Annotated in this window: 24 protein-coding genes and 1 pseudogene; 17 read left to right on the forward strand and 8 right to left on the reverse strand. The window is 63.8% G+C overall.

The features are described from left to right. Window positions 1-296: 296 nt before the first annotated feature. The 3 genes from DCM79_RS15945 (at window position 297) to DCM79_RS15955 (ending at window position 3,239) form a co-directional block, all read left to right on the forward strand. Window positions 297-1,538 carry an MFS transporter gene (locus DCM79_RS15945; RefSeq protein ID WP_257180655.1) on the forward strand — a complete coding sequence of 414 codons (1,242 nt, stop codon included), beginning with the start codon at window positions 297-299 and terminating at the stop codon, window positions 1,536-1,538. A 134-nt stretch (window positions 1,539-1,672) separates the two neighbouring features. Then, window positions 1,673-2,284 carry a PilZ domain-containing protein gene (locus DCM79_RS15950; RefSeq protein WP_024340745.1) on the forward strand — a complete coding sequence of 204 codons (612 nt, stop codon included), beginning with the start codon at window positions 1,673-1,675 and terminating at the stop codon, window positions 2,282-2,284. Between the two features lie 331 nt (window positions 2,285-2,615). Next, on the forward strand, window positions 2,616-3,239 hold the full coding sequence (locus DCM79_RS15955) for a transglutaminase-like cysteine peptidase (RefSeq protein WP_257180656.1): 624 nt from the start codon (window positions 2,616-2,618) through the stop codon (window positions 3,237-3,239). Window positions 3,240-3,441: 202 nt separating this feature from the next. On the opposite strand, the gene DCM79_RS15960 is transcribed toward DCM79_RS15955, so the two are convergent. Next, window positions 3,442-4,146 carry a GntR family transcriptional regulator gene (locus tag DCM79_RS15960; protein ID WP_257180657.1) on the reverse strand — a complete coding sequence of 235 codons (705 nt, stop codon included), beginning with the start codon at window positions 4,144-4,146 and terminating at the stop codon, window positions 3,442-3,444. Window positions 4,147-4,414: 268 nt separating this feature from the next. Between DCM79_RS15960 and DCM79_RS15965 the strand changes: the two genes are divergently transcribed. The 6 genes from DCM79_RS15965 to tcmP all read left to right on the forward strand — a co-directional run bounded on the left by DCM79_RS15965 (window position 4,415) and on the right by tcmP (window position 10,391). Then, entirely contained in the window at window positions 4,415-5,401 is a 987-nt protein-coding gene (locus DCM79_RS15965; protein ID WP_257180658.1) for an ABC transporter ATP-binding protein, read from the forward strand. Window positions 5,402-5,447: 46 nt separating this feature from the next. Beyond that, entirely contained in the window at window positions 5,448-6,737 is a 1,290-nt protein-coding gene (locus tag DCM79_RS15970) for a PotD/PotF family extracellular solute-binding protein (RefSeq protein WP_028137236.1), read from the forward strand. Window positions 6,738-6,799: 62 nt separating this feature from the next. Beyond that, window positions 6,800-7,696, forward strand: a complete 897-nt coding sequence (locus DCM79_RS15975) for an ABC transporter permease (RefSeq protein ID WP_257180770.1) — start codon at window positions 6,800-6,802, stop codon at window positions 7,694-7,696. A gap of 3 nt (window positions 7,697-7,699) precedes the next feature. Beyond that, a complete protein-coding gene (locus tag DCM79_RS15980) occupies window positions 7,700-8,578 on the forward strand; it encodes an ABC transporter permease (RefSeq protein ID WP_257180659.1) in 879 nt (292 codons plus the stop codon). 35 nt (window positions 8,579-8,613) lie between these two features. Next, window positions 8,614-9,345 carry an aspartate/glutamate racemase family protein gene (locus tag DCM79_RS15985; protein WP_257180771.1) on the forward strand — a complete coding sequence of 244 codons (732 nt, stop codon included), beginning with the start codon at window positions 8,614-8,616 and terminating at the stop codon, window positions 9,343-9,345. Between the two features lie 143 nt (window positions 9,346-9,488). After that, window positions 9,489-10,391 carry a three-Cys-motif partner protein TcmP gene (gene tcmP / locus DCM79_RS15990; RefSeq protein ID WP_257180660.1) on the forward strand — a complete coding sequence of 301 codons (903 nt, stop codon included), beginning with the start codon at window positions 9,489-9,491 and terminating at the stop codon, window positions 10,389-10,391. Here the strand turns inward: tcmP and DCM79_RS15995 are convergent. Then, the gene (locus DCM79_RS15995; protein ID WP_257180661.1) at window positions 10,347-11,090 is read right to left on the reverse strand and encodes a DUF5131 family protein; all 744 of its coding nucleotides are present in this window, start codon (window positions 11,088-11,090) and stop codon (window positions 10,347-10,349) included. The genes tcmP and DCM79_RS15995 overlap by 45 nt on opposite strands. A gap of 73 nt (window positions 11,091-11,163) precedes the next feature. Between DCM79_RS15995 and DCM79_RS16000 the strand changes: the two are divergent. Both DCM79_RS16000 and DCM79_RS16005 read left to right on the forward strand, forming a co-directional pair. Continuing rightward, window positions 11,164-11,322, forward strand: a pseudogene (locus DCM79_RS16000) (aspartate/glutamate racemase family protein); the annotation flags it as partial. A 178-nt stretch (window positions 11,323-11,500) separates the two neighbouring features. After that, complete coding sequence (locus DCM79_RS16005) at window positions 11,501-11,995, forward strand: hypothetical protein (RefSeq protein ID WP_257180663.1); 495 nt, start codon at window positions 11,501-11,503, stop codon at window positions 11,993-11,995. Between the two features lie 187 nt (window positions 11,996-12,182). Here DCM79_RS16005 and DCM79_RS16010 read toward each other — a convergent pair whose 3' ends face one another. Both DCM79_RS16010 and DCM79_RS16015 read right to left on the reverse strand, forming a co-directional pair. Beyond that, window positions 12,183-12,554, reverse strand: coding sequence for a hypothetical protein (locus tag DCM79_RS16010; RefSeq protein ID WP_257180664.1), 372 nt, complete (start codon window positions 12,552-12,554; stop codon window positions 12,183-12,185). 104 nt (window positions 12,555-12,658) lie between these two features. Continuing rightward, on the reverse strand, window positions 12,659-12,970 hold the full coding sequence (locus DCM79_RS16015; protein WP_257180665.1) for a hypothetical protein: 312 nt from the start codon (window positions 12,968-12,970) through the stop codon (window positions 12,659-12,661). 95 nt (window positions 12,971-13,065) lie between these two features. On the opposite strand from DCM79_RS16015, the gene DCM79_RS16020 reads away from it, so the two are divergent. Further along, entirely contained in the window at window positions 13,066-13,230 is a 165-nt protein-coding gene (locus tag DCM79_RS16020) for a hypothetical protein (RefSeq protein ID WP_257180666.1), read from the forward strand. Here the strand turns inward: DCM79_RS16020 and DCM79_RS16025 are convergent. Beyond that, complete coding sequence (locus DCM79_RS16025) at window positions 13,227-13,757, reverse strand: gamma carbonic anhydrase family protein (RefSeq protein ID WP_028137246.1); 531 nt, start codon at window positions 13,755-13,757, stop codon at window positions 13,227-13,229. The genes DCM79_RS16020 and DCM79_RS16025 overlap by 4 nt on opposite strands. A gap of 87 nt (window positions 13,758-13,844) precedes the next feature. Continuing rightward, window positions 13,845-14,174, reverse strand: coding sequence for a hypothetical protein (locus tag DCM79_RS16030; RefSeq protein WP_028137247.1), 330 nt, complete (start codon window positions 14,172-14,174; stop codon window positions 13,845-13,847). Window positions 14,175-14,396: 222 nt separating this feature from the next. On the opposite strand from DCM79_RS16030, the gene DCM79_RS16035 reads away from it, so the two are divergent. Together DCM79_RS16035 and DCM79_RS16040 are read left to right on the forward strand one after the other, a co-directional pair. Then, entirely contained in the window at window positions 14,397-15,104 is a 708-nt protein-coding gene (locus DCM79_RS16035) for a hypothetical protein (RefSeq protein ID WP_257180667.1), read from the forward strand. Between the two features lie 319 nt (window positions 15,105-15,423). Further along, window positions 15,424-17,247 (forward strand): caspase family protein, encoded by a 1,824-nt coding sequence (locus DCM79_RS16040; RefSeq protein ID WP_257180668.1) that lies wholly within the window; start codon window positions 15,424-15,426, stop codon window positions 17,245-17,247. Window positions 17,248-17,517: 270 nt separating this feature from the next. Here the strand turns inward: DCM79_RS16040 and DCM79_RS16045 are convergent, their stop codons facing one another. Continuing rightward, window positions 17,518-17,736, reverse strand: coding sequence for a DUF3126 family protein (locus tag DCM79_RS16045; protein WP_007602550.1), 219 nt, complete (start codon window positions 17,734-17,736; stop codon window positions 17,518-17,520). A 132-nt stretch (window positions 17,737-17,868) separates the two neighbouring features. After that, window positions 17,869-18,693 carry a serine O-acetyltransferase gene (cysE, locus tag DCM79_RS16050; RefSeq protein WP_257180669.1) on the reverse strand — a complete coding sequence of 275 codons (825 nt, stop codon included), beginning with the start codon at window positions 18,691-18,693 and terminating at the stop codon, window positions 17,869-17,871. A gap of 301 nt (window positions 18,694-18,994) precedes the next feature. Here cysE and DCM79_RS16055 point away from each other — a divergent pair, with 301 nt between their 5' ends. The 3 genes from DCM79_RS16055 to DCM79_RS16065 all read left to right on the forward strand — a co-directional run bounded on the left by DCM79_RS16055 (window position 18,995) and on the right by DCM79_RS16065 (window position 22,264). After that, window positions 18,995-20,353 carry a hypothetical protein gene (locus tag DCM79_RS16055; RefSeq protein ID WP_257180670.1) on the forward strand — a complete coding sequence of 453 codons (1,359 nt, stop codon included), beginning with the start codon at window positions 18,995-18,997 and terminating at the stop codon, window positions 20,351-20,353. Window positions 20,354-20,741: 388 nt separating this feature from the next. Continuing rightward, complete coding sequence (locus DCM79_RS16060) at window positions 20,742-21,659, forward strand: LysR family transcriptional regulator (protein WP_257180671.1); 918 nt, start codon at window positions 20,742-20,744, stop codon at window positions 21,657-21,659. A gap of 119 nt (window positions 21,660-21,778) precedes the next feature. Continuing rightward, a complete protein-coding gene (locus DCM79_RS16065; RefSeq protein ID WP_257175309.1) occupies window positions 21,779-22,264 on the forward strand; it encodes a nuclear transport factor 2 family protein in 486 nt (161 codons plus the stop codon). The last annotated feature ends 29 nt before the right edge of the window (window positions 22,265-22,293 follow it).

Here is a 22,293-nt window from a genome sequence, read left to right on the forward strand (position 1 = left end):
CGTATGTGAGATGGGCGGTCGTGCCAAGCCGAAGTCGTAGCCCGCATGGAGCAACGCGGAATGCGGGACCGGCGGTCCCGGATTGCGCCACGCTCCATCCGGGCTCCGGTGCTGCTACAAACTCCGCCGCCATCCTGAGGGGCGAGACGTGCGGCGCGCAGAGTCGAGCGTGGAGCCTCGAAGGATGACGGCGGAGTGTGTAGCCACAGTGCATGGCAGATGGTCATGCACCCAATTGTCTTGAGCGCCGATTAGCGAACGTGTAAGGCGCCGATAGTCTCACCCCAGGTATTCCCTTGAATCCCCTGCCCCAAAATCCCGTGGCCACGTCCGGCTCGTTCGCGGCCATGAAATCGGCGCCCTACCGTCTCCAGTTCGGCTCTTACGTGCTGGCGATGATGGCCGACAATATCGAGCACGTGATCAGCTATTGGGTGGTATTCCAGAAATTCCATTCACCGGCGCTGGCCGGTTTTGCGGTGCTGTCGCACTGGCTGCCCTTCCTGCTGTTCTCGGTCGCGGTCGGCGGGCTCGCCGACCGGTTCGATCCGCGCCGCATCATCCAGTGCGGCATGCTGCTGTTCATCGTCGCGTCGAGCGGATGGGGCTTCTTCTTCCTCACCGACACGATCCAGATGTGGCATGCGATGCTGCTGCTGGTGATCCATGGCTGCGCCGGCGTGCTCTGGCAGACGCCGAACCAGCTCTTGCTCTACGACCTCGTGGCGCCTGCGGATCTACCGAGCGCGGTGCGGCTGAACGCGATGGCGCGCTATCTCGGCATCCTGGTCGGGCCGGCGGTGGGCGGGATCATCATGCTGACGCTCGGCACCTCCTACGGCATCATCTTCAACACGCTGTTCTACCTGCCGATGCTGTTCTGGCTGTTCTGGGCGCCCGTGCGCGACAAGAGCGTCGCGGCGCGGCGCTTTGCCGTGCGCGGCCTTGCCGACATCGTGCTGACCGTCCGCGCCATCGGCACCCAGCCGGTGCTGACGGCGATGACGTGGCTGGCCGGCCTCACCTCCTTCATGATCGGCAATGCCTACCACGCCCAGATGCCGGGCTTTGCCGGCGATCTCGGCCATGGCGATCCCGGCGTCTCCTACAGCGTGCTGCTCGCGGCCGACGCCGCTGGTGCGGTGCTCGCCGCTATCGCGCTGGAATCCTGGGGACGCCTCAAGGGCACGCCGCGCACGGCGATCATGCTCGCGATGCTCTGGAGCCTGGCGCTGCTCGGCTTCGCACTGGTGCCGGTCTATCCGGTCGCGATCGCGCTCTTGTTCTGCGCCGGGTTCTTCGAGCTGTCGTTCAACACCATGGCGCAGGCGCTGGTGCAGTTGAATGCGCCGCACGACATTCGCGGCCGGGTCGTCGGCCTTTATAATATGGCCGGCCTCGGCATGCGCGCCTTCAGCGGCATCACGGTCGGGCTGTTTGGCGCGGCGATCGGTATCCACTGGTCGCTCGGCCTGTCGGCCACGCTGCTGCTGGCAATGCTGGTCGTGCTGCAATTACGGGCGACGAAGCCGGCGTGAGCGGGCTTTGGGTGTGGCTTTTCGGGCGCATTGTGTCTGTCCGTGACCGCCGCGGCCGATCCTAACGCGGCATTAACCCTATGCACCTTAGGGTCGTCCCGGACTCCGCCCGGGCGGGGGGTCGGGTGTTGAAAATGGCGTTGGCGAACAAGAAATTTCTACCGGCCGCCGAGGAGCGTCGGCGCTTCCAGCGGGTGAAAGTGCACCTGCTCGGCCGCTACATGCTGCCGGACCGCCGCGAATTCCCCTGCCAGGTGATCAACATGTCGCCGGGCGGCCTTGCGCTGCTCGCCCCCGGCATCGGCAATGTCGGCGACCGCGTGGTCGCCTATCTCGACCATATCGGCCGCGTCGAGGGCAAGATCACCCGCATCATCGACAACGGCTTCGCCATGACGATCGGGGCGACGCCGAGGAAGCGCGACAAGCTCGCGGCCCAGCTGACCTGGCTCGCCAACCGCGACATCCTCAACCTGCCGGAGGACCGCCGTCACGACCGTATCGTGCCGCGCAACCCGATCGCGGTGCTGACGCTCGAGGACGGCACCAAGATGACCTGCCGTATCATCGACCTCTCGCTGTCGGGCGCCGCCATCGCCGCGGAGAACCGGCCGCCGCTGAAATCGACGGTCCTGCTCGGCCGGGTCCAGGGCCGCGTGGTCCGAAACCTCGAAGACGGCTTCGCGCTGGAGTTCCTGCACGAGCAGCCGATCGAGACACTCGAAGAGAGCGTTACCGCGCGGTAAAGCGCCAGCGCGGCAAAACCCCGTAATTTCCAGCCCTGAAGGCGGCCTCCGCGATGCGGACGCCGCCTTTTTCATGCGTCGTGACGGCGCCAGGGCCGGTTAACGCGCGGCCCGTTCGCAGAGGGAAATGGCGGTTCCGGCAGCGTTTGCGCGTTAATCGATAAAATTTGAATCAATTTCAGTTGTTTCAAATTTTATGAGAATTCGATTCAAGTATAGATCGAATTCGCCGCAGGTTTTACTTGCATTCGTCTCGACTTGACTTGGTCGACTTAGCGGCAACGCAAAAGCTCCGTGCGAAATGTGGTCCCAACAAGAAACGGGGGCCGCAATGTTTGACTTCAGGGGACAGGGGAAAGGGCTGGCGCTGGCCGCCATGCTCTTCGGGATCAGCGCGGCAGCGCAGGCCGGCGAAGGCCGTCTGCTCTACGCGAGCCTCGGTGACACCACGCGTGCACCGATCGGCTGGGTCGAATTCTGTGCGGACAACACCGCCCAGTGCCAGGGCGCACCGGCGCAGCCGCGCGACATCGTGATGTCGCAGGGCGCATGGCGCGACCTCGTCAAGGTCAATCGCTGGGTCAACGAGACCGTCAAGCCTTTGACCGACCAGGAGCACTGGGGCGTGATCGAGAAATGGTCGCTGCCGTCAGACGGTTACGGCGACTGTGAAGACTACGTGCTGTTGAAGCGCAAGATGCTGATCGATGCCGGATGGCCGCGCCAGGCCCTGCTCATCACCGTCGTGCGCGACAAGAAAGGCGAAGGACACGCGGTGCTGACGGTGAAGACCGACAAGGGCGAGTTCGTTCTCGACAATCAGAACGAGAGCGTCGTTGCCTGGACCGAGACCGGCTACCGCTTCGTCAAGCGCCAGTCGCAGAGCGATCCCAACGTCTGGGTCTCGCTCGGCGATACCAAGCCGGCGGTTTCGACCGCCAGCGCAAGAGACTGAGCAAGAGATCAGGAACGAGACAACAGGTTACGCGACCCGGTCACATCCCCACCCCTCCCCGTCCCAGACCGGTTCGCGCGCGGCCAGCCATCCCCCAATGGCTGGCCGCAACTTTTTTGGAGCCCAGCCTGTCCCCGGAAGCGTGGTGCAGCGTGTAACGCTGCGTCGCTGAATCGGAACCCGGTTTCCCGGGGCGTGGCAATCACCCCAGCACGTCCGCAAGCCGCAGCTCGTCGGCCGCGGGGTCTTTCAGGAACAGCTCGGCTTCGATCTCGTCCAGGTGCGACAGCATCTGCGCGCGCGCGGCCTGCTTGTCGCGCTTGCGAATGGCGGCAACGATGCCGGCGTGGTGCTCGGTGCCACAGGCCGGCGTGTCGTGGCGGCGATAGAGCAGAATGATGAGCGAGGAGCGCGCGATCAGCTCCTTCAGGAAGCCGAGATAGATGCTGTGTCCGCTCATCTCGGCGACGAGACGGTGAAACTCCCCGGAGAGCCGGACCGAGGCGCGGGCATCGCCGCGCAGCTCGGCTTCGCGTTCCTCTGCAAGATGCCGCTGGAGGCGATCGATCCAATCCGGCGTCACCGCATCGACGGCATGATCGACGATGGTGGGCTCGATCAGACGGCGCGCCTCGAACACTTCGCGGGCATCGGCCGGCGTCGGCCGCGCGACGAAGGCGCCGCGGTTCTTCTCGATGTTGACGATGCCCTCATGCGCGAGCTGCTGAAGCGCGGTGCGGACCAGCGTGCGGCTTGCGCCGTAGATCTCGCCGATCTCGTCTTCGCCGAGCTTGGTGCCCGGCAGCAGGCGGTGCTCGAGGATCGCAGCGGTCACACCCTCCCGGATGCGGCTGACGCGATCGTTCGCATCGGGCGCGTCGGATTTGGGACGGGGCTTGGCGGCCATGAGTTCGAGGTTGGGCTTGAGGGCTCGATCGACGACGTTCGCTCTCGAATGTTAGTCGACGAGCTGTATGCAATCACAGGCGAAAGTTTATACAATCCGCGCTCATTTCGTGTGCAGGTGATTGCGCACAGGGCGGACGGGACAGCGGGCCCGGATTCGATCTAACGATCTGACTCCGCTGCACAGTTTCGCAATTCGGCCGGCCAGGCGGCGGTTGGCACGGACCTTGCGGAGAGAGCAGCAAGCACCGCCCCTCCTTGGACACGCCATGGCCACTCCCGCCGCCCTCGAACTGGTCGCCGTCACCAAGCGCTATGACACGACGCTGGCGGTCGACACCGTCAATCTGAAGATCCCGGCCGGCACCTATTGCTGCCTGCTCGGTCCGTCCGGCTGCGGCAAAACCTCGACCTTGCGCATGATCGCGGGCCACGAGGCCGTCAGCGAGGGCGACATCATCCTGGGTAGCCAGAACGTCACCGACCTGCCGCCGGCCGATCGCGGCACCGCGATGATGTTCCAGTCCTACGCGCTGTTTCCGCATCTTACCGTGCTCGACAACGTCGCCTTCGCCCTGAAGATGCGCGGCATCGACAAGGCGACGCGCCACAAGCGCGCCGGCGAGCTGCTGGAGCTGGTGGCAATGAGCCAATATGCCGGCCGGCTGCCGGCGCAGCTCTCCGGCGGCCAGCAGCAGCGCGTCGCGCTGGCCCGCGCGCTGATCACCGAGCCGCAGATTCTCCTGCTCGACGAGCCGCTGTCCGCGCTCGATCCGTTCCTGAGGGTGAGGATGCGCGGCGAGCTGAAGCGATTGCAGCGCGAGCTCGGCATCAGCTTCATCCAGGTCACCCACGGCCAGGAAGAGGCGATGGCGCTCGCCGACCACATCGTGGTGATGAACCACGGCCGGATCGAGCAGCAGGGCACGGCCCGCGACATCTTCCACCATCCCCGCACCGAATTCGTGGCGCGCTTCATCGGCGGCCACAACGTGCTCAGCGACGCCGGCAAGCTCATCGCGGTGCGCGCCGACCAGCTCGGCATCGCGCCGTTTGCTGACGGCGCGTTCGGCGCGCCGGCGCTGCTGACCCAGACCGAGTACCAGGGCTCCTACATCGCCGTCTCGCTCACGCTCGACGACGGCACCGCCCTGTTCTCCCACGTTCCCGAAGCCACTTTCGACGTCCACCCGTTCCGTCCGGGCGATCGCGTGCTGGCCACCTGGGACCCCGCCAAGGCGCAACGCCTGCAATAGCGCCCTTGATCTTGGAAAAATGCGCAACACTAGAGGAGTGAGGGAAATGACCGAGACGACCAGGACAACCGGCCTCAGCCGCCGCACGCTGCTCAAGGGCACCGCAAGTCTTGCCGGCCTCGCCGCCGGCTCCGGCGCCATCACCGGCTTTCCCTATGTGAAGTCGGCCGATGCCAAGGTGCTGCGCTATCTCGGCACCGCCGTGAACGAAGGCGACGACATCTCCAGGCAGTGTCTGAAGGACACCGGCATCAAGATCGAATACATCACCGCGACCACCGACGACGTCACCAAGCGCGTGATGACCCAGCCGAACTCCTTCGACGTGCTCGACACCGAATATTTCTCGCTGAAGAAGATCGTGCCGTCGGGCAACATCCTCGCGCTCGATGCCCGCAAGATCAAGGAATTCGGCAACATCACGCCTGTCTTCACCAAGGGCGAGACGCCCGGCGGCAAGAAGATCGGCGGCCAGGGCACCGCGCCCTGGAAGGTGCTCTATCTCGAGGGCAAGGATTCCAAGAAATTCGCGACGTCGGCGACCGAATTCGTCACGCTGATCCCGACCGTCTACAATGCCGACACGCTCGGCATCCGGCCCGACCTGATCAAGCGGCCGATCAGCTCCTGGTCCGAGCTGCTCAACCCCGAGTTCAAGGGCAAGGCCTCGATCCTCAACATCCCCTCGATCGGCATCATGGATGCCGCGATGGTGGTGGAAGCCTCCGGCAAGTACAAATATGCCGACAAGGGCAACATGACCAAGGAGGAGATCGATCTCACCATGAAGGTGATGACCGAAGCCAAGAAGGCCGGCCAGTTCCGCGCCTTCTGGAAAGACTTCAACGAAAGCGTCAACCTGATGGCCTCGGGCGAGACCGTGATCCAGTCGATGTGGTCGCCGGCGGTGACGAAAGTGCGCTCGATGGGCATCCCCTGCACGTTCCAGCCGCTCAAGGAAGGCTACCGGTCCTGGGCCTCCGGCTTCTGCGTCTCCAAGGGAGTGTCGGGCGCGAAGCTCGAATGGGCCTATGAGTTCGTGAACTGGTTTCTATCCGGCTATGCCGGCGCCTATCTCAATCGCCAGGGCTATTACTCCGCCGTGCTCTCCACCGCGAAGGCGCATATGGAGCCCTACGAGTGGGCCTATTGGATGGAAGGCAAGCCGGCCGAGAAGGACATCAAGGCGCCCGACGGCTCGCTGCTCGAAAAGGCCGGCGCGGTGCGCGACGGCGGCTCCTACGAGGACCGCATGGGCGGCGTCGCCTGCTGGAACGCGGTGATGGACGAGAACGACTACATGGTCCGCAAGTGGAATGAGTTCATCGCGGCGTAGCGCACATGTCCGAAGAAGTCCTGCAACAGGCAGCCCCGGGCCTGATCCCGGGGTCGGGCACGATGCGCGCCGCCAAGCCGACGCGCCTATCGCCATCCTTCATTTCCTGGCTTCAGGCCGGGCCGATGATGCTAGTGTTTCTCGCCTTCTTCCTCATTCCGCTCGCCTTCGTCGTCATCGTCTCGTTCTGGGATTACAACGAATACCAGCTGCTGCCGGCCTTCTCCGGCCGCGGCTACACCGACACGTTCGAGGGCTGCCTTGCGCAGCTGCCCGAGCTCTGCACGATAGGCAAGACCTATCTGAAGACGCTGAAGCTCTGCTTCATGGTGTGGGCGATCACGCTGTTCATCGGCTTCTGGGTGGCCTACTTCCTCGCCTTCCACGTCAGGTCCAAGACCTGGCAGATGGGATTGTCGCTGCTGTGCACGATCCCGTTCTGGACCTCCAACGTGATCCGCATGATCGCCTGGATTCCGCTGCTCGGGCGCAATGGCCTCGTGAACTCGGGCCTGATGAAGACGGGGCTGATCAACCACCCGATCGAATGGCTGCTGTTCTCCGAATTCTCGGTGGTGCTGGCGCTCGTGCACCTGTTCACCTTCTTCATGGTGGTGCCGATCTTCAACTCGATGGTGCGCATCGACAAGTCGCTGATCGAGGCCGCCTATGATGCCGGCGCCAGCGGCTTCCAGACCCTCGTCAACGTCATCATTCCGCTGTCCAAGCCCGGCATCGTGATCGGCTCGATCTTCGTCATCACCATCGTGATGGGCGATTTCATCACCATCGGCGTGATGGGCGGCCAGCAGATCGCCGCCGCCGGCAAGATCATCGAGACGCGGGTGAATGCGCTGCAATTCCCAGCCGCCGCCGCCAACGCCGTGATCCTGCTCGTCATCACATTCCTGATCATCACCATGATGTCGCGCATCGTCGACATCAAGAAGGAGCTCTAGGGCATGACGGAAGGACGCCCGCGCTCGTTCTACGTGCTCGCGATCTTCTTCGCGGTCTATGTGCTGTTCCTCTACGGGCCGATGATCGCGATCTACGTGCTGTCGTTCCAGGGGCCGCAGGGCGGCCTCACCTTCCCAATGAACGGCGTCTCGACCTTCTGGATCGCAAAGCTGTTCCAGGGCACCGGCATCGTCGATCTCGGCGCGGCCTTCCGCCGCTCGCTGCTGCTCGGCATCATCGTGATGATCGTCACCGTCGTGCTGTCGGTCGCGGCCGGCATGGCCTTCCGCCGCAAGTTTAGGGCGCAAAGCATCCTGTTCTACTCGGCGATCGCCAGCCTGATCGTTCCCTCGATCATCACCTCGCTCGGCATCTCGCTCGAGTTCCGTATCATCGACGACCTGATCAAGGCGCATTGGAACGAGAATTTCGAGACCTCGATGGGCCTGCTCACCTCCGGGCTCGGCGCGCACCTGACCTGGACGCTGCCGTTCGGCCTGCTCATCATGTTCGCGATCTTCAATCGCTTCGACCCGCGCCTCGAGGAAGCCGCGCGCGATCTCGGCGCCACGCCGTGGCAGACGTTCCGCCATGTCGTGCTGCCGATCATCCTGCCGTCGGTGATCGGCATCGGCCTGTTCGGCTTCACGCTGTCTTGGGACGAGCTTGCGCGCTCCAGCCAGGCGATCGGCGCGGTGAACACGTTGCCGCTCGATCTCCAGGGCCTCACCACCACGGTGACGAACCCCGACATCTATGCGCTCGGCACCGTGATTTCGGCCGTCTCCTTCACGGTGATCGCCCTTGCGCTCGGCACCATCCACGTGCTCAACAAGCGGCAGGCGGCCAAGGGCTCGGACGCCGGCCAGGGACTCGTCTAACAACGCACTCGTCTGACAAGGGCTTGCCTGATCCGATGCGGCTGCACGTCGTCAATCCCAATACCACCGCGTCGATGACGGCGAAGATCGCCGCTGCGGCGCGCAGCGTCGCCCTGCCCGGTACGGAGATCGACGCGCGGCAGCCGACGATGGGCCCGGTCTCGATCGAGGGATTTTACGACGAGGCCTTCGCCGTCCCCGGCATGCTCGGCTGCATCCGCGAGGCCGACCGCGACGGTGCGGACGCGCACATCATCGCCTGCTTCGACGACACCGGCCTCGATGCCGCCCGTGCCGTCGCCAAAGCGCCGGTGATCGGCATCGGCGAGGCGGGCTTCCACATGGCGAGCCTGATCGCGGCGCGCTTTGCCGTGGTGACGACGCTCAGTGTCTCGATCGTGCCGATCGAGCATAATTTGCGGAAGTACGGCCTCGCCGATCGCTGCGCCCGCGTCCGCGCCGCCGAGGTGCCCGTGCTGGCTCTGGAAGAGCGCAATAGCGATGCGCTGGCGAAGATCTCCGCGGAGATCGAGGCCGCGATCCGTGACGACCGCGCGGAGGCCATCGTGCTCGGCTGCGCCGGCATGGCCGATCTCGCCGCCGAGCTCGCCGCCACGCACGGCCTGCCCGTGATTGACGGCGTCGCAGCGGCGGTGACACTGGCGGAATCACTGGTGCGGCTCGGCCTGAAGACCTCCCGACTCGGCCCCTACGCGGCGCCGCGCGCGAAGACCTATTCCGGACCGTTTTCGCCGTTTCAGCCGTAAGCTCGGTTCGACACCAACAGGCTCAGACTTATCCAAAGAGACGACGTCTTATCGCAATTTTGTTGATACTATTTTTGGTAGAGTGTATTTTCCTTCACATATTTTGGCGACATTGCTGCACCCACTAAGGCGTGCGAGAAATCATGATCGCGGATCACGAATTTGGTGGACAACATACCGAACTCAAACTGTCGATTATTGAGGGGTATCTAAAGGCCTTCACCACGGCGCTTCGTCCTCACTTCAAGAACCTTTGGTACATTGATGCGTTTGCCGGAAGTGGTACTCGGACGGTTCGAACTGAGCGACAAGGCGCTACGCTGGTCGAAAAACCCATCGAAGAGGTCGTCGAGCGAAGGCGCGGATCAGCTCAAATCGCGCTGGACGTAAGACCCGAGTTTGATTTTGTGGTCTTCATCGAAAAGAATCCCAATTATGTGTCGGCACTGGAAGATTTGCGTGCCAAAAATCTCCGACGCAACATCGTTGTCGCAGAGGAAGACGCAAATTCAGCTCTGAAACAACTAGTTGCAAATAATAGCTGGGACGACAAACGAGCCGTCGTCTTCCTTGACCCATATGGAATGGAGGTCGAGTGGACCACTCTTCAAGCGCTTGCCGCAACGCAAGCAATCGACGTCTGGTTTCTATTTCCGTTGGCGGGATTATTTCGACAGGCTACGAGGAAGCTGACTGATATTGATGAGCATAAGCGCGCCGCGCTGACGCGAATGTTTGGCTCAGAATCTTGGGAAGAAGAGCTTTATCCTGAGGCCGGCAACCCCGACATGTTCGGCATATTACCGGAGCGACGAAGAGACCTCAACCCGGCGGGTCTGGAACGCTATGTGCGAAGTCGGCTTAGCGAAATCTTCGGTGCAGTATTGAAACCCCTTGCGCTACCAATCGACCGCGGGCCGCAGATGTTTTCATTGTTCTTATGCATTTCCAATCCTGCGCCAGAGGCGATCGGTCTTGCCTCGCGGATCGGAGATCACCTGTTAAACCCTAAGCGGCATCTCATCGTACGTACGCCCACGAAGTAGTCTCCCGGACGCTTTCTTGTTTCTACCGCCCCATTGCTTGAAGAAGAACGCCGTGCCGTGACGACGGCAAGCACTCTGGATTTCATCCACCCATTTGGGGTCCATCGAGCGGGCTCCGGGACCGCTCTCACCACCAACGATCGCCCAATGGATGCCGGAGAGATCGGCGGTTGCGACAGATCCGAGCAGCGGCTCGAACGAAATGAAACGAACCACTGCGCGCACCCGGCGCAAATCCTCGACGCGATCCAAGTAATCTGCGTTCTCGACGCTGGTACCAAGCCAGACATTCTTCAGTGTTGGCATAGCCTGTGTGACCTGAGCCATCCGGTCGGGGCGCTTGGTTAAGATCTGATAGGTGTGCTGAGGCGTCGCCTGCATCGTCGTCCAGACTTCGCGGACAAAACTATCCGGCACATTCGCGTGGAATAGATCGGACATTGAGTTCACAAAAATTTGGCGCGGTTTGCGCCAGGCCTTTGGTGCTTCAAGTGCACGCCGATCGAGGAATAGCTTGCCAGTCCAAACTGACCTTTCTCCGCTCTTTCTCGTTAGGCCGCGGTATTTCTCGGCTCCCATGGCCTCAAGACGCGCAGCCATGCGCATCGCGTAGCAGTTGGTGCAGCCAGGCGAGAGCACAGTGCAACCCGCGACCGGATTCCAGGTTGCGTCAGTCCACTCGATCGAGGTCTCGGCCATCGTCCATTCTCCGAGCGTTTAGGCCTGACAGAGTGAAGTAAATTATCCCTAAGGGCTTGTGATTGCACTAGCCGCCGCCGCGCACGGCCTGCCCGTGATCGACGGCGTCGCGGCGGCAGTGACACTGGCGGAATCACTGGTGCGGCTGGGCCTGAAGACCTCCCGGCTCGGCCCCTACGCGGCGCCGCGCGCGAAGACCTATTCCGGACCGCTTTCGCCGTTTCAGCCTTGATTCCCAAGCCGGGGCGAAGCATCGGCGGCGCCAAGGCCCGCTGATTGCTGGTTTTTTGGCCTTTGGCCTCTTTTTGGTCCCATTCCTTGCCGACACGTAACGCTTTCGGGACGCCCCGGCCGCCTCAGGGCTGCCGGTCTTCGCACTCACCAAGTTTCAATTTTGGGTTTTGTCAGCGATGATCGATCTCGCCCAGGACACACCGTCCAACCCGCTTCTTCGCCTCGGCGCCCAGCCCATCGCGCTGACCGCCGCAGCGCTCCTGCTCCTTATCGCCGGCGTCACCTCGATCGCGATCTGGCGTGCCTATACCGGCGCCGCACCCGAGACCGACCGGGTGGTGGCATCGCGGCAGCTCCAGGCGCGGACCGCGCAGGCCTCCGAGCAGCTGGTCGAGAAGACCAAGGGGCTGGAGGCGACCCAGCAGGAATCGATCGACCAGCTCCAGGTGGTGCAGGATCAGCTCCAGACCATGAAGCGGCTGATGGCGGCGCAGCAGGCCGACACCAAGCGTCTGTCCGAGCAGGTGGCATCGCTGAACGAGTCCATCGACGGCCTGCGGCAGTCGTTCGCCAGCGCACGAGCCACCGACGTCGAAGCGCCCGCGGTTACCCGCAGGAAACCAGTGCGGCACCGCGCCCAGGCCAGCGCGCGCAAGCGCTCGCGCGGCTAAGCAACTCTCGGCACGCCACTAATTTTCTCGACTTGTGAACTGGATCACATTCGCCCGTGTGATTCCGCGCGATGCTTCGGGTTACCGGATGGCGTGAGCCGATTTCAATGTCCGGGGCTGGCAAGGTCGTTGACGGTATACTGCGTCAACGGCCTTGTTTTTTAGTCGGCCATCCCTGTCGAGGGCGCTACTCGCAGACATCCACGCGGCGGATACGCCAGCCCGCGGGCGTCATGACGCGCTTCCGCGCGACGTAGCAGCCGCCATAACCGTCGTTGTAGCCGTAGCCGGTACCATAATAGTAGGGGTCGCCATAATAGGGGTAGCCGTAGCCGTAATAGCCGCCGTAGAGACCGGCACCGGCGATACCCGCCCCGATTGCCAGTCCAGGCCAGAAGCCTCCGCCGCGCCAGTGGCCGCCATGGTGCCAACCGCCGCCATGACCCCAACCGCCATGGCCCCAGCCGCCATGTCGGAACCCACGTGCCTCGGCCGCCTGCGGCACTGACAGCCCGACCATTGCTACGGTCAGCGCCGCCATCATCATCCTGCGTAACATCACTCGATCCTCCGCGTGGACACGCTCCACGCTTCAAAGCCGGATCAAGCTAACGCCATCAGGGCATTCCGGACAGGCACACTGCCTCACTTCCGCGCGAGCATTCAGCAGCCGCGGCAGATGCTCTTGAGCTTCTTGTCGAGCATGCGATTCTCGGCATTGACGGCGGCGTCCGTCCCGCCGCCAGTGGCGGCAGCGCCTCCGCCGCCGGGGCCGGACGATTGAGCCGTGCCGAGGCTGTTGGTGCCGGGCGGCGGCGCCGGCGAATTGGCGACACCTCCGGTCGACCCTGCGGCGCCACCGCTCGTTCCGCCTGAGCCGCCAGCCGCCTGCGCGAAGACGACGGCCGGCATCGCCGCAAGCGCGAGGATCAGGATCAAGGTTCTTGTCGAGACGGCGACAGGCGATGCGGCCATGGAGAATTCTCCTTTACCGGTCAACCGCCGCGGCGAAATCCAGTTCCGGAACAAACGCCGTCACCTCAGCTTGAAAGCTAAGGAGAAAAATCCCGATGACCGATCGCGATCCTTTTGCAGAAGGCGAACGCGCAGCGCGCGAAAACATTCCGGCTGAGGCAAACCCTTATTCGGACGGCAGCGACGATCACGCCTTGTGGTCGGCGGGCCACGAGAAGATCGCAAGCGCCAGGGAAGCCCGCGAGTCCGAAGGCACTTAGCCGATCCGCTTCAAGCCCTGCTTGAAGCGCGGACCGTTGGCCGCGTAGAACTTCGCCGCGCTGCCCATCTTCTGCACCTGGGCGTCGTCGAGCGTGCGGAGCACGCGGGCCGGCGAGCCGATAATCAGGGAACGTTCGGGAAATTCCTTGCCCTCGGTGATGACGGAACCGGCCCCGACGATGCTGTTGCGGCCGATCCTGGCGCCGTTCATCACGATCGAGCCCATGCCGATGAGCGCGCCCTCCTCGATGCTGCAGCCATGCAGGATGACGTTGTGGCCGACCGTGCAATTCCGGCCGACGACAAGCGGAAAGCCGAGATCGGTGTGGCAGGTCGAGCCGTCCTGCACATTGGCGCCCTCGCCGATCTCGATCCACTCATTGTCGCCGCGCAGCACGGCGCCGAACCAGACGCTCGCGCCCGGCTTCAGGCGCACCCGGCCGATCACGGTCGCCGTGTCCGCGATGAAATAATTGCCGTCGGCGGGAAGGTCGGGCGCCTGCCCGTCGAGCTCGTAGATCGCCATGGAGGTCTCCTGTCACGTCGCCCCAGCCATAGCGAAACGGCGGCGAGGAGGCAAAGGAACCGACGCGCCGGGTGAACCGGCCGGGCGTCAGCCCAGAACGCCGGCCGCGCGCAGCGTCATCAGGAAGAAGGTGCCGCTCATCATGCTCCAGAACCCGGCGATGACGGTTGCCATCATCACGAACTCGGCGCGGCGGCTCTCCAGCCGCCTGCCGCGCAGCGTGTTGCGCATGATGATGAAGGGCGCGGCGAACACCAGGAACGGCACCGCCGCGAAGGTCTTCGGCGCCACGCCGTCCTGCAACAGGCCGAAGCCGGCGGGGCGCTGCGCCAGCGCCTGGTATCCGTTCACGAGCGCGCCCGCGAGCGCGAAGCCAATGCAGATCGCAAAAAACGTATTGAGAGCTTCAGGTGTCATCGGAACGGTCCGCCCTTACGCAACGCCACCGCCTTCCTGTGACAAAGAGTGCGGGTTAACGCTACATTATCCTTAAGCGAAGGTTAACGCCGCCGTCTGTTCCGCGCAGGGCCGTCCCCGCCCGCCGCAGGTGCGGAACGCTGCGCGAAATCGCTGCCGCGTGGCATATTCGCCGCTGATTCGCCGGCCAGCGGCCGGCGTCTGGATCTCTTGCGCCAGCTCATGACGGTGTTTTCGGAAGCTCCCTTCAGGTCCCCCCGCACGCGCACCCGGGCGCATGTCGTCCCGATCGTGCTCGGCGGCCTCGCCGCAGCCGGCGCGGTCGCGCTCGTCGCCTATCTGCTGTGGCCGACCTGGGGCCCGCGCGGCGCGAACGCCCCGGACAAGCTGCCGGTGAGCGTCGGCGGCACGCTGTTCAACCTGCCCGTGAACGCAATCCGGATGAAGATCCAGCGGCACTCCGGACCGCAGGAGCGCATCGATCTCGACTTCCTCTATCCCTCGCTGGAGCCGCCGGGCCCGCCCAAGCACGTCACCGCAGACACGGTGGAAGCGGCCGTGCGATCGATCGACCGCATCTTCCTGTCGATCGCGGCCCATCACGATGCGCTCTCGCCCGAGCAGCGCTCGGCCACGATCTATCCGCGCTATCTCGACCCGGCCGCGGCAAGCCCAGCGGACGGCCTGACCATGCGGATGTTCCGCAGCGACACGCCCTACGGCAGCGAGGATCTCTATTCCGCGGCAAGCCCGGCGCTGACCGCCCGCTGCACGCGCGATGGGGCGACGCCGGGCATGTGCCTGTCCGAGCGCCGCGTCGGCGGCGCCGACCTCACCTTCCGCTTCCCGCGCAGCTGGCTGTCGCACTGGCACGACGTGGCGGACGCGATGGACCGGCTGACCGCGCAGCTGCGCGGGCCGAAGGGGTGAGCGGAGCCGCCCTGCTCTGCCGTGAGATCGGCAGGGCTGATGCCCCCAAAACAAAAACTGCGAAAACAACCCCATGCACAGTAGCCAAGCATTGGTGACATTAAGCATTTTCGTATTTTTCGAACGGCCGTTGACCTGTCGGGCAAAACAGGGCCAAAATGACATCCTGATGAGTTCGTTTGAATGATGCGGTTGCGCATCCTCCGCCGGCACCGGAATTGCCCGGGTCGCCGCACCAATGTGTGACTGGTGTCACTGATCATGGATTGCACTGGGGCATTGTGCGAATAATCTGACGCTATTGCATTCGGGGGCTGGAATGCGGTTTCGGCTGTTGGTTTTATTGATTGTTGCGAGCTGGCTCGGGACCGGCGCGGCGCACGCCGAGAAGCGCGTCGCGCTCGTCATGGGCAACTCGGCCTACAAGAACGTGGCGAGGCTGGCGAACCCCGCGAACGATGCCGCGCTGGTCGGCGGCATGTTCAGGAAGGCCGGGTTCGATATTGTCGATATCAAGCTCGACCTCACTGGTTCGGAGATGCGCAAGGCGCTGCGCGAGTTCGGCGGCAAGGTGCGGGATGCCGGGGTCGCGGTGGTCTACTACGCCGGGCATGGCATCGAGCTGGACGGCGTCAACTATTTGATCCCGACGGATGCGACGCTGGAGACCGACAGCGACGTGCTGGACGAAACGATAGCGCTGGACCGCGCGCTGTTCGCCGTCGAGCCCGCCAAGCAGTTGCGCCTGATCATCCTCGATGCGTGTCGCGACAACCCGTTTGCCAAGACGATGAAGCGTACCATCGCCTCCCGCGCCATCGGCCGCGGCCTTGCCAAGGTCGAGCCGACCAGCCCGAACACGATGATCGCCTTCGCCGCGAAAGCGGGCTCGACTGCTTCGGATGGCGATACGAAGAACAGCCCGTTTGCCACCGCTCTGGTGGAACGCCTGCCCACGCCGGGACTCGACCTCGGCAAGGCCTTTCGATTCGTTCGCGATGATGTGCTCAAGAGCACCGGCAACAAGCAGGAGCCGTTTGTCTACGGCTCGCTTGGCGGCGATGACGTGGCGCTCGTCCCTGCCAAACCGGCGGCAGCGCCAGGCCCGCAAGCCGATGCGCGAGACGGCGTACGCCGGGACTATGAACTGGCGCTCCAGGCCGGGAACCGCGACGCATGGGAAGCGTTTCTGCAGGCTTATCCCGATGGGTTCTATGCGGGCCTCGCCCGCGCGCAGCTGAAGAACGTCGCGGCCGAGGAGGCGCGCGCAGCCGCGGCCGCGAAGGCACGCCAAGCCGAAGATGAAAAGGCACGGCTCGCAGCCGAGCGCGCGAACAAGGCCGAGCAGGAGAAGGCCGCGGCTGCCGCCAAGGCCGCCGAGAATGCCCGCCTTGCCGCCGAAAAAGCCAAGCAAATCGAAGAGGCCAAGGCGGCGGCCGCCGAGCAGCGCAGGAAGGACGCAGAAGCAGCCGCCAAGGCGCTGGCCGACAAGCATGCTACCGAAAAGGCGCTCGCCGAGAAGATTGCGAACGACAAGGCGGCTGCCGAGCTCGCCGCAAAGCAGGCAAACGACAACGCGCAGGGCGAGCAGAAGGTCGCGGCAATTACCCCAACTCAATCCTCGCCCAGCCTCTCGCCGCAGGAGACCGCAAAGCTGGTTCAGTCCGAGCTGCGCCGCGTGGGTTGTCTGGCGGCATCGGCAGACGGCGACTGGAATGCGTCATCACAACGCTCGCTGACGCTGTTCAACAAATATGCCGGGACGAAGCTCGACGCCAAGCTGGCGAGCTTCGAGGCGCTCGACGCCATCAAGGCCAAGCCGGGCCGGGTCTGCCCACTGGTGTGCGATCACGGCTTCAAGGCCGATGGCGACACTTGCGTCAAGATCGCCTGCCGCGCCGGGTATCGCGTCAACGACGACAATGAATGCGAGAAGGTGCCGGACAAGAAGCCGGTCGCGACCCGCGAGGATTCCAGAAGGCGAGACACGGAGCGCAAGCAAACAGAAGCTACACCCGCGAAGCCGCAATCGTCTGGTCAAATGGTCTGTGCCAGTGGAATCTGTCGTCCAGTTCGGTCAGGCTGTCGCCTTGAAACAACAAGCTCTGGCAGCGGCTTCAGAAATGTCGAAATCTGCAATTGAAGACGCGCGCCAGGCGAGTCCTGCTCTGGGTTGCTTCACTGCGCTCGCAATGACGGCGTGGTATTCGTGCTGCGTGCCCCGGACGCAGCGCAGCGTCGCTTCGACGGTGCGCTGCTGAGCCGGGGCCCATGGTGCAGAGATGCGTCGTGGGGCTTCTGGGTCCCGGCTCTGCACTGCAACGCTAAGGGCGTTGCAGTGCGTCCGGGACACGAGTGAACTCTACACGCGAGCCAAGGATGGTCTTCGCTCGCGACGGCGGCGCAACAACAACTATTCCTGATCGACCAGATCGTCCTCGAGGATCGCCATCTGGAACTGGAACGAACGATCATCGTCCTCATCATCGACGAACAGCACGCCGATGAATTCCTCGCCGATATAAACTTCGGCGGAATCGTCCTTCTTCGGCCGCGGCACGACGCGGATCTTGGGATTGCCGAATACGCGCTTCAGATACGCATCTAACTTTCTGACTTCTTTGACGTCCACGGCAAGTCTCCGATCGAAATTGGCTGGCCGCGTTTTAGGACGGGACGCGACGGACCGCCAGCATGAATTGTCAAAGAATTTGGGGACGGAAAGGGCCGGAAAATCCGGCCCTTCGCAACGTCGAGGGCCTGCTCAAAGGCCCATGGCGTTGATCATCTGATCCATGGTGCGCGACGGCTCGGCGCAGCCGGCTTCGCCGACGATCTTGGCCGGCACGCCCGCGACCGTGACGTTGTGCGGCACCGGCTTGACCACCACTGAGCCCGCGGCGATACGCGCGCAATGGCCGATCTCGATGTTGCCGAGGATCTTTGCGCCGGCGCCGATCAGGACGCCGTGGCGAATCTTGGGATGCCGGTCCTCGTTCTCCTTGCCGGTGCCGCCGAGCGTGACGCCGTGCAGGATCGAGACGTCGTCCTCGATCACCGCCGTCTCGCCGCAGACGAAGCCGGTGGCGTGGTCGAGGAAGATGCCGCGGCCGATGCGCGCGGCGGGATTGATGTCGGTCTGGAACACCGCAGAGGCGCGGCTCTGCAGATAATACGCGAAATCCTTGCGGCCCCTCAGATAGAGCCAGTGCGCCAGGCGATGGGTCTGGATCGCGTGAAAGCCCTTGAAGTAGAGCAAGGGATCGATGAAGCGCGAGGTCGCGGGATCGCGGTCATAGACGGCGACGAGATCGGCGCGGAAGGCGTTGCCGAGATCGGGTTCGTCGCGCAGCGCCTCGCCATAGGCCTGGCGCACCAGCTCGCCGGACAATGCCGAGTGATCGAGCCGCTCGGCGACGCGGTGAACCACCGAGTCCTCCAGACGGCTGTGATGCAGCACCGACGAATAGATGAAGGTCGCAAGCTCCGGCTCGCGTCGGACGATGTCCTCCGCTTCGCCCCGGATCCGGTCCCAGATCGGATCGAGCGATGCGAGCTTTCCCCCCGGATTGACCTGATGCACTGCCATTGATTTTCTCTTTGGATTTACTCTTCGAATTTGCTCGTCGAGTGGGCTCGTTTGACCGGTTCTATAGCATAGTCTAGGCGGCAAAGTCCTGACCGGCTTGCCTGAGAGTGAACAGCACCTTGCCCCGCGAAGCACACCAAGACATTGAAACACAACGGTTTCTTCTGACGCCCGGGAGCCGCGAGGTCGGCTCAAGGTGGTCAGAGTTTTGCCAAATTCAAGCCGGGCGGCGTCAAACTCTTGGTGAATCCTCTGCGAGCCGCTATTGCGGGCATGGTCCGAAGCGGGGACGGGAGCGGATTTGAGCATCACCACCGATCAATTGCGCGCGCGCGCCGCGGGTGCGCTTTGGCTGCGGCTGGCCGCAATGGCCCTGCCCCTCCTGATGATCGCGCCGGCGTTCTGGAACGGCTATCCGCTGCTGCAATGGGATACCGGCGGCTATCTGGCACGCTGGTACGAGGGTTATCTCGTTCCCAGCCGCTCCACGGTGTTCGGGCTCTATCTGCATTATGGCGAGAGTTTTGGTTTCTGGACCAACCTCGCGGTCCAGTCGCTGGCGACGCTGTGGCTGCTGCAGCTCACGCTGCGCGTGCTCTCGACGATGCAGACCTTCCGCTTCGTCGCGATCAGCCTGTGCCTGATCGTTGCGACCGCGCTGCCCTGGCTTGCGAGCATGCTGCTCACCGACATCTTCGCCGGGCTCTCGATCCTGTCGCTGTTCCTGCTGGTGGTCGGCGCAGGCCGCACCTCGACACTCGAGAAGATCTCGCTGTTCGTCTTCACCGCCTTTGCCGCGGCGACCCACAGCGCCACGCTCGGCGTGCTGCTCGGCCTCTGCATTGCGGGCTGGATGGCGCGGCCGTTCCTCAAGCAGCGCCTGCCGCTGGCCGGATTGGCGCAGGCGAGCCTCACCATCGTCGCGGGCAGCCTGATGCTGGTCTCGGCGAATTACGCGCTGTCCGGGAAGCTGGCCTGGACGCCCGGCGGCTACGGCGTCGCCTTCGGCCGCATGATGCAGGACGGCATCGTCGCGCGCTATCTGAGCGATCGTTGCCCGCGCGAGCGCTACAAGCTCTGTCCCTATCGCAACGAGCTGCCGGCGACTGCCGACGAATTCCTGTGGGGCAAGAGCATGTTCAACACGCTCGGCCGCTTCGAAGGGCTGAACGACGAGATGGGTTACATCGTCGTGCAGTCGATCAAGGACTATCCGGCCTGGCAGGCCGCCGCGGCACTGCGCGCCATGGGCCAGCAATTGCTGCATGTCGCGACCGGCGAAGGCACCGATGGCTGGATCCCGCACACCCGCGGCATCATCGAGCGCTATATCCCCGCCCAGGCCGTGCCGATGCGCGCGGCGCGGCAGCAGAATTGGCAGCTCGACTTCACCGCGATCAACTGGCTGCACGTGCCGGTGGCGCTGGCCTCGATGCTTGGGTTGCTCGCACTGCTGGCGCATGCGCTGGCGAACCGCCGGCTCGACGATTTGACGCTGCTGGCGGCGACCGTGACGCTGGCGCTGCTCGGCAACGCCTTCATCTGCGCCGTGATCTCGGGGCCTCACGACCGCTACGGCGCACGTATGGTGTGGGTTGCGACGTTCGTGGTGTTGATGGCGGTGGGGCGGCGGTTTGGGGAGAACGGGAAGGTGCGATGAGATGGGGATGAAACGTCATCGCGTTTCTGTTTCAGGCTATCTCCGGGTCTGGAACCCGGGCCGCATCTAGATTATGACGCAACGCCCGGCCGCGTCGCGCTCGCCTGGCTGCTCCAGATCGGACCATGTCGTTCCGATTCCCCGGGACCAAGCGGAGAAGTCTACCTCGAGGAGACTCTCGGGACGGACAAATTGACGCTCTCTGCCGATGACGTGAGGCGGCCAAATGGCGCGCTCGTTGCTTTCTCGGTTTCCGGCGAACGCTATGGGGCTGCTGCCTTGGCCATGGTGTATCGCTGAATCGCTGCCCGTTTCCATATGGCGAAGTGACTGATCTCGTAGACAGCAGTCGCTGCGTCCGAAGGCAGGAAGAAAAGGTTAGATCATCGTGTTCGACGGCAGGATCATCGGTGGCATCACCGTCTTCGTCGCGGTCGCCAAAGCGGGAAGCTATGCCCGCGCCGCCGATCAGGTGGGACTCTCGCGTTCCGGCGTCGGCAAGGCCATCGCGCGCCTGGAAGAGCGGACCGGCATGCGCCTGTTCGACCGGAATAGTCGTGCGCTCAAGCTGACCGATCAGGGCCGCGGCTTCCTGGAGGAAGTGGCGCCCTTGATGGAGCGGCTCGGCGCGATCGCCACGCCCGATTCGCTGACCGAGGTGCGGGGTCGCTTGCGGGTTTCGACGGATGCCGCGTTCGGCCCCTTCCTGCTGATGCCCGCCCTGCCCGAACTTCTGACGGCCCATCCTCGATTGCGGATCGATGTGCTGGTTCGCGATCGAATCGACAATCTTCTGGCTGAGGGGGTCGATGTGGCGATCCGGTTTGGAGACCCCGATGCGCGGGGACTGGACAAGAAGGCAATTCTGCAGAGCCGCGTGATGACTTGCGCGACGCCCGCCTATCTAGCGGCACACGGGACACCCAAGGCTCCGGAGGATATCGCCGACCATAGCTGCGTCCGGCTGATCGACGATGTCACAGGCAAGCCGCACAGCTGGGATTTCCTGAACGATGCCGGCGAGACCCGATCGATCGCGCCGGATTGCAGCCTCGTCGTCAACGACGCGCCGCTGCTGGTGGCAGCCGCGCTGAATCATGTCGGTCTCGTCCGGCTTCTCGACTTCATAGCCGAGGAGCATCTGCGTGCCGGGCGGCTAGTCGAGGTGTTGCCGACGTGGAATCGGCTGATGTGGCCTGCCTATCTCTACACGCCCGAAACCGCGCACCCCTCTCCGGCCATCCAGGCGTTCAAACGCTTCGTCTTCGAGCGCGATTTCGCGAGGCGCGCGCTGCTGGACCGTTGACCCACGGTCCCCGCTGACGCGACATTTCGGAGACGAACCAGAGAGGGGGTCACGCTATTCCCAATGGGAAGTTCAACCCGAGGGATCGGAGACGCACCAGCATGCCCCCCAAAACTGCGATGCTCCTCGCGGGCACGCTCCTCCTCGCCACGCAAAATTTCGGCCGAGCACAGGAAAGCGCCCGCATGAGCCCCGCCGAGGGACAGAACCGGGCCTTCATCACCGCCGCATTCGAACGCTGGGCTCGCGGAGAGGGAGATATTTTCGCTGTTCTCGCCGACGACGCCAAATGGGAGATCGCCGGCGTTGATCCCGAAGTCGCCAAGACCTATCATGGCCGGGAAGCATTGTTGGCGGCGGCGGCGCGCCCGCTCGCCGCGCGGCTGAAGACACCGCTCAAGCCCGATGTCCGCAAGGTCTGGGCGGATGGCGACGATGTGCTGGTCCATTGGGATGGAAGCGCCGAGCTCATCAACGGCAGCTTCTACCGGAACAGCTATCTGTGGATCATGACGGTCAAAGACCAGAAGATCGTCGCGGTCACCGCGTTCCTCGACATCCCCGCATTCAAGGCCGCGCTCGCGTTGCCCGCGCGATCTGATTGAGCCTGCCTGCTCTTTTCATTTTATTCTCA

This window comes from Bradyrhizobium sp. WBOS07 (assembly GCF_024585165.1).
GTDB lineage: Bacteria > Pseudomonadota > Alphaproteobacteria > Rhizobiales > Xanthobacteraceae > Bradyrhizobium > Bradyrhizobium japonicum_B.